Origin of the sequence: Pseudoalteromonas sp. APC 3495, from assembly GCF_030407645.1 — a bacterium.
GTDB lineage: Bacteria > Pseudomonadota > Gammaproteobacteria > Enterobacterales > Alteromonadaceae > Pseudoalteromonas > Pseudoalteromonas tetraodonis.
The window spans coordinates 1-9,794 of sequence record NZ_JASDDA010000075.1 but is presented as its reverse complement, the minus strand read 5'-3'; the positions used below and the strand labels follow the sequence as shown (position 1 = coordinate 9,794).

The window sequence follows — 9,794 nt, the reverse complement described above, 5'->3', positions numbered from 1 at the left end:
GGGTTGTTTTCTTTATAATTTTATAGATACATGCAAGAGCGATGATCGTGACAATATCATACATGGCCCAATCAAGATAAATTGAATCTTTCATTGATAGCCACGTATAAAAGTAATCAGAAAGGGTATAAGATACCATCATAATAAATGAACTGAGTAAAAGGGTTGTTCCCCTTTTTACATCTAATGAATATACAAATACATTAAAAAAGAAAGTCATTAGAAATCCCCACATCGTAAAAGCAGACAGTGAGAACAACCCAAAAAGCTCAGTTAGAATCATTTAAAACCTTTATAATTATTTAGGTTTCCATGTTGGTATAACAGTGCCACCACCTCGCTGTAAATCCGCAGTAGCAGCCGTCATCGCCTCTTTAGAAAAGCTTACTGTATCAGATTGTAGGGTTTTAGGGCTAGCAGTTTGTTCCATTGCAGGCTTTAATTGTTGCGTTTTATTGTATGCTTGCATTTGTACTTGGCTATTAGCTGAAATTTGCATGTGATTAATCCTTTTGAGTATTAAATTTTTATTATTGGCGTAAATTTAAATCACACCACCTGAAGTAGTTACTAAATAACTGCTGTAACGTATTGCCTTCGTTGATTAATTGACTCAACAACACACTACAGAACTATAAATGCAACAGATATGCCAACTTTAAATTCATAGCATATTAATTTAAAACATCATTTTATTTTACTCAAAAAAAAACGCATCGGGGTCACCGTGCGTTTTTTATCCTAGGGATTGCTCAAGCCACGTTTTTACAAGGGATCTCCATGCTATTACTTGGCTTTAACATATATTCCATTGCGACTTCATCACAGTTTTCTTTACGTAAACATAGCTCACAATCTTTCATGACTTTTTCAGGTAAGCTCTCTTTACTACAGAAACTAAAGCGCTGATTTTCGAAAAAGTCAGGTACACGAGTCAGAACGATGACACGATTGAGTGCCAATTTTTTGGCTTTTACTAATAAATGTTCTACTAGCTCTCGCCCTTGGCCTGTTACTGCGCTTTTAGGGTCAATACCTAATGAGCGTATTTCAGCTAATCCAGTGTCGTAAATGTATAATGAAGCACAACCTGATACCTGACCGTTTATCTCGGTTACAGCAAACTCATTAATTGAGTGCACCATGTCACTTTTAGCGCGCGGTAAGTTTTCGCCGACTGTTGCCCAGTGTTGTACGAGTTTAGCGATTGCTTCCACGTCATCTAGGTTTGCATCACGAACTGTTATTTGCTGTTTTTTTTTCGCGTCTTTCACCGCTTTACTTACTTGTTCTAATGAGGTTCCGCCAAGTGCTTGACGTGCTTTAATACAGGCATCAATTTCAAGTACCGGATACACATCATCTTCAAACACTGGGTTTACTGATTTATACTGCTCAAGTGAAAGCTCCTCTAACGTTTTACCTTCACTAATAGCTAATTGCACCAACACCCCAACAATATGATGCCCTTCTCTAAACGGTACACCTTTGGCTACCAAATAATCAGCAAGCTCGGTTGCATTTGCGTGGCCACCTTTTGCCGCTGCTAAGGTTTTGTCTGCTTTAACTGTTACACCCTTAATACACGCTTGCGCCATATGAATACAAGCAAGCCACGTTGGCATAGCGTCAAAAATGCCTTCTTTATCTTCTTGCATGTCTTTATTGTAGGCAAGCGGCAGTGCTTTTAGAGTCATCATCATTGCACTAAACGCACCAAATACCCGCCCTGTTTTACCACGAATTAGCTCCAATGCATCTGGATTCTTTTTCTGCGGCATCAAAGATGAGCCCGATGTAACATTATCAGCCAGTTCGATAAACCCAGCTTCTCCTGAGTTATAAAAAATCAAGTCTTCAGACATGCGCGATAAGTGGATCATAGAGATAGACGCACAGCTTAATAGCTCAACCACAAAGTCACGATCAGATACACCATCAAGGCTGTTTTTAGTCGCGCCTGTAAACCCTAACCCTTGTGCAAGTGCGTGACGGTCAATCGGATAGGCAGTTCCCGCAAGAGCGCCACTGCCGAGTGGACAATAGTTCATTCGTGCTTGGGCATCTTGCAACCGGCTTTCATCACGCTCTAACATTTCTACATAAGCCATACACCAGTGACTAAATAACACCGGCTGTGCACGCTGTAAGTGCGTATACCCTGGCAATATTGTGCCAAGCTCACGTTCAGCCAAGCTAACAAATTCAGCTTTTAATTGTACAATCGCTTTTAAAATGTGATCGGCGGTATCGCGACACCATAATCTAAAGTCGGTAGCAACTTGGTCGTTACGACTGCGTCCAGTGTGTAATTTTTTAGCTAAATCACCCACTTTTTCAATTAGCGCGGCTTCAACATGCGAGTGAATATCCTCAGCACCTGAGGTGGCAACAGCGTGTGGATCTGCTTTTACCTCTTCAAGTAATTCATATAATGCCGATACCAGCTTTTGGTGTTCGTCATTAGATAACACGTTGACTTGTTCAAGTGCGCCAGCCCATGCAACAGAGCCAATAATATCTTGCTCTGCTAATTGATAATCGAAGGGAAGTGAATCGTTAAATTGTTTAAACGCTTCATCTGGACCCGTAGAAAAACGCCCGCCCCATAATGCCATGAAATCTCTCCAAACCCGATAATAGCCCCTTAATTCCAAGGGGCTTAAAAAATTACTTTTTAGCTAATGCTGAAATTCTGCTTGATAGTGAGAATAAACGAATAAAGCCTTCTGCGTGCGATTGGTCATAAACATCGTCTTCACCAAAAGTAGCAAAATCTTCGCTGTATAAACTGTTAGGTGATTTTTTCTGGACCGCTGTTACTTGCCCTTTGTAAAGTTTAAGTACCACTTCACCTGTCGCTAACGTAGAAAGCGCTTCTGCACCGGCTAAAATAGAATCTTTAAGCGGCGTAAACCAACGACCGTCGTAGACTAAATGCGAAAATTCACCACCGAGTACCTCTTTCCATTTACGGCTTGACTTATCAAGAACGAGCTCATCAATTGCTTGAAGCGCCGCCATGATCACTGTACCGCCTGGTGTTTCATAACAACCGCGTGATTTCATGCCCACTAAACGGTTTTCTACAATATCAACACGACCAACACCATGCGGGGCTGCAATGTCGTTTAGTTTAACTAAACAGTCGTAAGGCTTTAATTGTTCGCCGTTTACAGCAACCACTTCACCTTCTACAACTGATAAAGTGACATGCTCAGCTTTATCGGGCGCTTGCTCTGGTGAATTAGTCCAGGTCCATACCTGCTCACTTGGCTCACACCAAGGGTCTTCAAGCTCGCCGCCTTCGTGGGAGATATGCCATGCGTTAGCATCACGACTGTAAATTTTAGTTGCTGATGCAGAACACGGAATATCACGCTCAGCTAGGTAATCAAGCAATGATTCACGACTTGATAAATCCCACTCACGCCATGGCGCAATCACTTTTAAATCAGGAGCCAGTGCTGCAAAACATGACTCAAAACGTACTTGGTCGTTACCTTTACCCGTACAGCCATGAGAAAGTGCATCTGCCCCCACTTTACGGGCAATTTCAACTTGGGCTTTGGCGATGATTGGACGTGCCATAGAAGTACCTAGTAAGTAGGTCCCTTCGTATATAGAGCCTGTTTTAAGTGTTGGGTAAATGTAATCACTTACCATTTCATCTTTCAAATCAACTACGTAACATTCAGATGCACCCGATGCAATGGCTTTCGCTTCTACGCCTTCAAGTTCTTCTGCGCCCTGGCCAACATCGGCCACAAAGGCAATAACTTCACAGCCGTAGTTTTCTTTTAACCATGGCACAATAGCCGATGTATCAAGACCACCTGAATAGGCTAAAACGACTTTTTTAATTGAACTCATAGGTGTTCCTTAACAAAATTTGGATTTAATAATGTAACAAGCAGAGCATTTTGCGCATGCATACGATTTTCTGCTTGTTGAATAATTTTTGATGCGGGGCCATCCATCACCTCAGAGGTAATTTCAAACTCACGGTGTGCCGGTTGGCAATGTAATACCGTGGTAGCCCCAGTTTTTTTAAGTAATGCCTGATTTAATTGATAAGGCATGTATTTTTCTTTCACTTGCTCAAGCGGTGTGGTGTCTCCCATAGAAACCCAGGTATCAGCGTAAACTGCGTTAGCACCTACCGCAGCCTCAACTCTGTCACTTACCATCACAGACGCCCCATTCATTGCGGCAATTTGCTCCGCTTTTTTAAGAATTTGCGAATCGGGCGAACTGCCTTTTGGCGTCACAGCAACAAAATCAGTACCTAAAGTTGCTGCAAGTAGCATCAGTGAATGCGTTACGTTATTACCTTCACCTAAATAAGCCAACTTTAGCTGACTAACATCACCGTGCACTTCTTGAAGCGTTAAAAAATCAGCTAAGGCTTGGCATGGGTGATATAAATCACACAAACTATTAACCACAGGAACAGACGAATACTCACCTAAGGTAGTTAACGTACTGTGCTGATTAACCCGGGCAACGATACCATCAGCCCAAGTTGAAATATTCAAGGCAAAATCTTTTATTGATTCACGAGCTCCCATCGCGCCGTTTTGTTGATCAAGATAAACCGCATGACCGCCTAAACGGTTTATACCAATATCAAACGATAAACGCGTACGTAAACTTTGCTTTTCGAACAGAGTAACCACTGACTTACCAGCTAACACTTGGCTGTACTTTGCAGGGCTTTCTTTAATATCTTGCGCTAATTTTAATAAATTAAGGGCGCCTTGTTGGTCTAATTCTAGACCCGTTATAAAATCTTTAAACATATTCAACCTATGGTGTCACTTTAGTTCCGACGTGCTCGCCTTGCAGCAAAGCCGTTAAATTTTCTGGCTTTTGCCAGCTGGAAATGTACACACCGCGTCGTAAATGTTGGGCAGCGTGAAGGCTGGTCTTAACTTTGACCTCCATCCCGCCCACAATTACTCCCTCTGCAATTAAAGTATCAATGTGTTTTGTGTCAAGTTGATGTAGTGGATGCTTATTCACATCAAGCACCGCTTCTACATCTGTCATAAAAATAAGTTCGGCGTTTAAATTACTCGCAATCGCGGCTGCTGCTTCGTCAGCATTGACGTTGTACCAAAGCCCTTGCTCATCAAAACCGATGGAGCTGACTATAGGTAAACGCCCGCCACTGAGTAATTCATTAATAATAGAATCATCATTACTATGGCATTGACCTACTTGCCCTAGCGCTTTTAATTTTTGTGATGCTGTTATTCCAGCTTCATATAAACTCAAGCCAACGGGTTTGTGCCCAGCAGTCATTGCTTGCGCCATTAATTGTTTGTTTGCTGCTCCCGCTAATGCTCCTACAATATAAGGCATCTGTTCTTTAGGGCTGATACGCAAACCTTGGTGTTTAGCACTGGCAAAACCGGCTTCAGCTAGCCAATGGTCAACTAATGAGCCACCGCCATGAACAATGACAAATTGTGCATCATGTTGCTCATTAAAAACCTCAAAAAGCGCTTTAGCGGCATTTTCAGTATTGAGTACTGCGCCACCGAGTTTAATAACCCACGTTTTACTGCTCATTTAAACGCTCCTACTAAACCTGTAGTGTGAGGCAAACCCATTGACAAATTAATACATTGCAGAGCCTGACCAGCCGCCCCTTTTAGTAAATTGTCAATCGCTGCCATTACTATTAATTGTGAGTCTTTCTGCTGCCATGCAATATCAACATAGGGTTGTTTTGCTACCCCTTTAATGGAGGGAATTTTGCCACCAAGCAATCGAATTAACGGCTCATCTGCTAATACTTGATACGCTTTAGTTACTTGCTCACTAGTCACACCCGGTTTTAGCTGTACATAAATGGTTTCTAAAATACCGCGCGGGAAATTACCTAAATGAGGAGTAAATAACACGTTATGGCCAAGATACTGCTGTATCTCAGGCCCATGACGATGGTTAAACAAACCATAAGCAGCTAGCGATACTTCGCAAAAATGCGTGCCAATACTTGCTTTACGACCTGCTCCAGTTACTCCCGATACAGCATTAATAATAATCCGCTCATCACTAAGTAACTCAGCTTGCTGAAGAGGCTTTAATGCGTTTAATGCGGCAGTTGGGTAGCAGCCAGCTACAGCGACTAACTGCGCCTTTGCAATGGCCTCACTATTCCACTCTGCAAGGCCATATGCAGCTTCATTGAGGAGCTCTGGATGCTGGTGTTCAAAACCATAATAAGTGACGTAATCTTCATTACTTTCAAGACGGTAACCACCAGACAAGTCAAATACCTTTTTGCCCATCGCTAAAAACTGAGGGGCTAAATCAACACTTACTTTATGGTCAGTGCATAAACACACATAGTCTGCTGAATGCGCTATATCACTCAATGCACTCTCATCAAGTGGTTGCAAAGGTAAGTCAAGTAACCCTAAGTGCTCAGGGTATAATTCACTGAGCAGTTTATGTTTATCCAAGCTTTGCGCTGATACATAACATGCTGATAATGTTAATGCTGGATGTTTGGAAATTAAGCTAGCCAATTCTGCGCCGCTGTAACCGCTGGCACCTATAATTACTACGTTCATTATTTACTCTTTATCTAAAATTAGTGACTACATTCCATGTTATTGACTTACACTAGGTTGCAACCTAGCTAAACTGATTAAATTAATGAGTGATAACTATCGTCGTATTATTTTCATGGCGTAACTTTAATATATTTATGCTTAAAAAGTGAATTGATATTCATCATAAATACTTTTATATTGTTATGCAATTAAATTGAATACTTATTTTGGATTTTTTTATGTCTCTGCCGTCTTTTATTTCGATGTATCAGCAATTAATTGCTGCCCCCTCTATTAGCGCTATTGAAGAGCATTTGTGTATGAGCAATAAAAGCGTAATTGAACTACTCGCTCAGTGGTGTGAAAGCTTAGGTTTTACCTGTGAAATAATAGAGTTAGAAGGTGGTAAAGGCCGCTACAACTTATTAGCAAAACGCGGACAAGGCGATGGCGGGTTAATGCTTGCGGGGCACACCGATACGGTGCCATTTGATGATAGCCGCTGGAATCAAAATCCATTTAAATTAACCGAACTTGATAACAAATTATATGGTTTAGGCAGTATTGATATGAAAGGCTTTTTTGCTTTTGTACTGCAGGCTATTAGTGAGCTTGATGAAAAGCAACAAACTCAACCTATTTTAATATTAGCGACCGCCGATGAAGAAACCACTATGGCTGGCGCACAGCAAATTTGTAAGCACCCAAATTTAAAGCCAAGCCGCTGTATTATTGGTGAACCCACTGATATGACACCAGTATTTACCCATAAAGGCCATATGACTACAGCAATCAGAGTCGTTGGTCGCTCAGGACATAGCTCTGATCCCGAACGGGGCCTTAATGCCATCGAAGTAATGCATAAAGTGATTACAAAATTACTGATCTTAAAAGAACAAATTAAGAATAAATATTCAATAAATCACTTTGAAATTCCTTATCCAACACTCAACTTAGGCAATATTCATGGGGGTGACAATGCCAACCGAATTTGTGGCTGCTGTGAAATGCACATTGATATGCGCCCTCTTCCCGGTTTAAGCGTGCAAGAGCTTCAAGCACTGGTACTTGATGCAACCTACGATATAAACCAGCAATACCCTAACTCTGTGAGCGTAATTGATTTGCATGAGCCAATTCCAGCATTTACGGGAAGCACAGATAGCGCGTTAGTCAAATTAGCCGAAAATATAGCAGGGCAAAAAGCAGTGGCTGTTAACTACTGTACCGAAGCGCCATTTATACAGCAACTCGGTTGTGAAACCATCGTAATGGGGCCAGGCTCTATTAACCAAGCGCATCAGCCCGATGAGTTTTTAGCAATGGAAAAAATCAAACCTTCTCAACAAATTATCAGCAACCTTATAAAGGCGAGTTGCTTTAATCAGTAACAAAAAAGACGCTTAATCGCGTCTTTTTTGTCATTGTATTTGTAGTTGTAATTACATATATTTTCGTAAATACTTTTTAAACACCGGATCAGTTTGTCCCAGTTCTTTCTGCTCTTCTAATATCTCTTTTAATATAGCACCTGAGGTAAGCGGGTTCGCAAGTACCACTCTAAATACCACGGTTGGTTGGTTATCATATTGAACTGGCGTTAAACGCGTACGCGATACAAATGAGCGACCCGATTCACGTTGGCGTTTTTGCATGCTGGCAGTAAAACGATTAAGCGCGGCAAAAATGTCTAAACGGGTTTGTGCATCAGCTTGGGCTATCGCATGTTTAATTTGTTTTGGTACATAGCGATAGGTCAGTAAGCAAAGTTCTGGCTCTGATATTAACTCAAAATCTTCATCGGCTTTTATTAAATCAGCAAAATAACGCGCTTTTTTAATACTGCGATCGATAAGCATTTCATAGCCTTTACGACCAATAACACGTAAGCAAGCATGCACTAACATCGCCATCCCAGGGCGACTTCCCTCAAGCGTATGGCTGCCTAAATCTTTAGAGCCTTTACGTAAAATATATTCAGCATGATGCTCGATGGCATCAGTTGCAGCAGGGTCTTTAAATAAGACTAAACCGGCCCCCATCGGCACATACATTTGCTTATGCGCATCAATGGTGATTGAATCTGCATGCTCAATACCTTTTAATAAATGCCTATGGGTATTAGACAGTAAAGTTGCTCCGCCCCACGCTGCATCAACATGAAAATGACAATTAATCTCTTGTGCTAAATTAGCCATATCTTCAAGTGGGTCAATATTACCGGTTTCAGTGGTTCCTGCGACTCCAATAATTGCCATCACTTTAATGCCTTGTGCTTCAAGCTCTAACGCTTTTTCTCGCATTGCACTAACATCGACTTTATTATCGGCAGAAGTTTTAATACCAATTAAATTTTCACGACCAATACCTAATAAATCAACCGATTTACCAAGCGAATAATGACCTCGTTCAGAAATTAAAACTGCCAGCCCTTTGTAACCATAGTGAAGCATTCCTGCAACTAAACCTTGTGCAGCAATGCCTTTAAAATTGCCATCCGCTTTTAATAAGCGATTTCGAGCTATCCAAAGTGCAGTAATATTTGCCACGGTGCCGCCAGAGCAAAATGCCCCTAACGAAGTTTTTGCACTGTGCATCCATTTAGAATAAAAACCATCACTTTGGCTATAAGCTAAATGATGCATCATCCCTAAAACTTGACGTTCTAATGGGGTAAACGCTTTCGAGGTTTCAATTTTTACTAGGTTTTGATTTAACCCAACCATTAATTTCGATAACGGTAGTAAAAAATGAGGCAGAGCCGATGTCATATGGCCAATAAAGCTTGGCGCTGCGGTATGAACAGAATGAGCAACCAGCTGCTCCATAATATCTTGAGCATAGCAAGACACAAACGTCGGTTCTTCAGGGATTGCCGCCGATTGAAAATCTTTTTCTATTTCATGTAATGGTTTTTCAATTGCCGCGATATTTTCGTTTAAGAAACCTGCTAAATTACTCGAAATTTCAAGCTCTATTTTGCTCAAAGTTGAGTCTGGCGCCTCTGGAACGGTGAATATCCGTTTAAGGCTTTCTTTAGAGGCGACGGCACAACGCTTTTGATCCATCTTCATACCTAGTGTGTGACTAAAACACCTGTTAGTTTGTAAAACACGCTAATATAAGGTGTTTTTTAAGCAACGGCATTTCTAAAAAATTGCGCTAACTTTACTGCAATATGACAAAAATGTCTCGTTTTAAGCCATAAAAGACAATACTAAATAG

General features: G+C 41.2%; 8 protein-coding genes and 1 pseudogene. 1 reads left to right on the top strand and 8 read right to left on the bottom strand.

Annotated features, from left to right (window positions below; translation table 11 throughout):
* The 7 genes and pseudogenes from QL984_RS17950 to argC all read right to left on the bottom strand — a co-directional run.
* Positions 1–283, bottom strand: a pseudogene (locus tag QL984_RS17950) (hypothetical protein); the annotation flags it as partial.
* Between the two features lie 15 nt (positions 284–298).
* Complete coding sequence (locus tag QL984_RS17945) at positions 299–499, bottom strand: hypothetical protein (protein WP_010391035.1); 201 nt, start codon at positions 497–499, stop codon at positions 299–301.
* A 253-nt stretch (positions 500–752) separates the two neighbouring features.
* Positions 753–2,618: an argininosuccinate lyase gene (gene argH / locus QL984_RS17940; RefSeq protein WP_290173157.1), complete on the bottom strand. Its 1,866-nt coding sequence runs from the start codon at positions 2,616–2,618 to the stop codon at positions 753–755.
* A gap of 52 nt (positions 2,619–2,670) precedes the next feature.
* Positions 2,671–3,873 (bottom strand): argininosuccinate synthase, encoded by a 1,203-nt coding sequence (locus QL984_RS17935; RefSeq protein WP_036956760.1) that lies wholly within the window; start codon positions 3,871–3,873, stop codon positions 2,671–2,673.
* Positions 3,870–4,802, bottom strand: coding sequence for an ornithine carbamoyltransferase (locus tag QL984_RS17930; protein WP_016900252.1), 933 nt, complete (start codon positions 4,800–4,802; stop codon positions 3,870–3,872). Before QL984_RS17930 ends, QL984_RS17935 begins: the two co-directional genes overlap by 4 nt.
* 7 nt (positions 4,803–4,809) lie before the next feature.
* On the bottom strand, positions 4,810–5,577 hold the full coding sequence (gene argB, locus QL984_RS17925) for an acetylglutamate kinase (RefSeq protein ID WP_290173155.1): 768 nt from the start codon (positions 5,575–5,577) through the stop codon (positions 4,810–4,812).
* Entirely contained in the window at positions 5,574–6,587 is a 1,014-nt protein-coding gene (argC, locus tag QL984_RS17920; protein ID WP_290173153.1) for an N-acetyl-gamma-glutamyl-phosphate reductase, read from the bottom strand. The genes argB and argC overlap by 4 nt, the downstream gene beginning before the upstream one ends.
* Before the next feature lie 221 nt (positions 6,588–6,808).
* Here argC and argE point away from each other — a divergent pair, with 221 nt between their 5' ends.
* The gene (argE, locus tag QL984_RS17915) at positions 6,809–7,960 is read left to right on the top strand and encodes an acetylornithine deacetylase (protein WP_290173150.1); all 1,152 of its coding nucleotides are present in this window, start codon (positions 6,809–6,811) and stop codon (positions 7,958–7,960) included.
* A 51-nt stretch (positions 7,961–8,011) separates the two neighbouring features.
* Here argE and panP read toward each other — a convergent pair whose 3' ends face one another.
* Positions 8,012–9,637 (bottom strand): pyridoxal-dependent aspartate 1-decarboxylase PanP, encoded by a 1,626-nt coding sequence (gene panP, locus QL984_RS17910; RefSeq protein WP_290173148.1) that lies wholly within the window; start codon positions 9,635–9,637, stop codon positions 8,012–8,014.
* Positions 9,638–9,794: the final 157 nt, after the last annotated feature.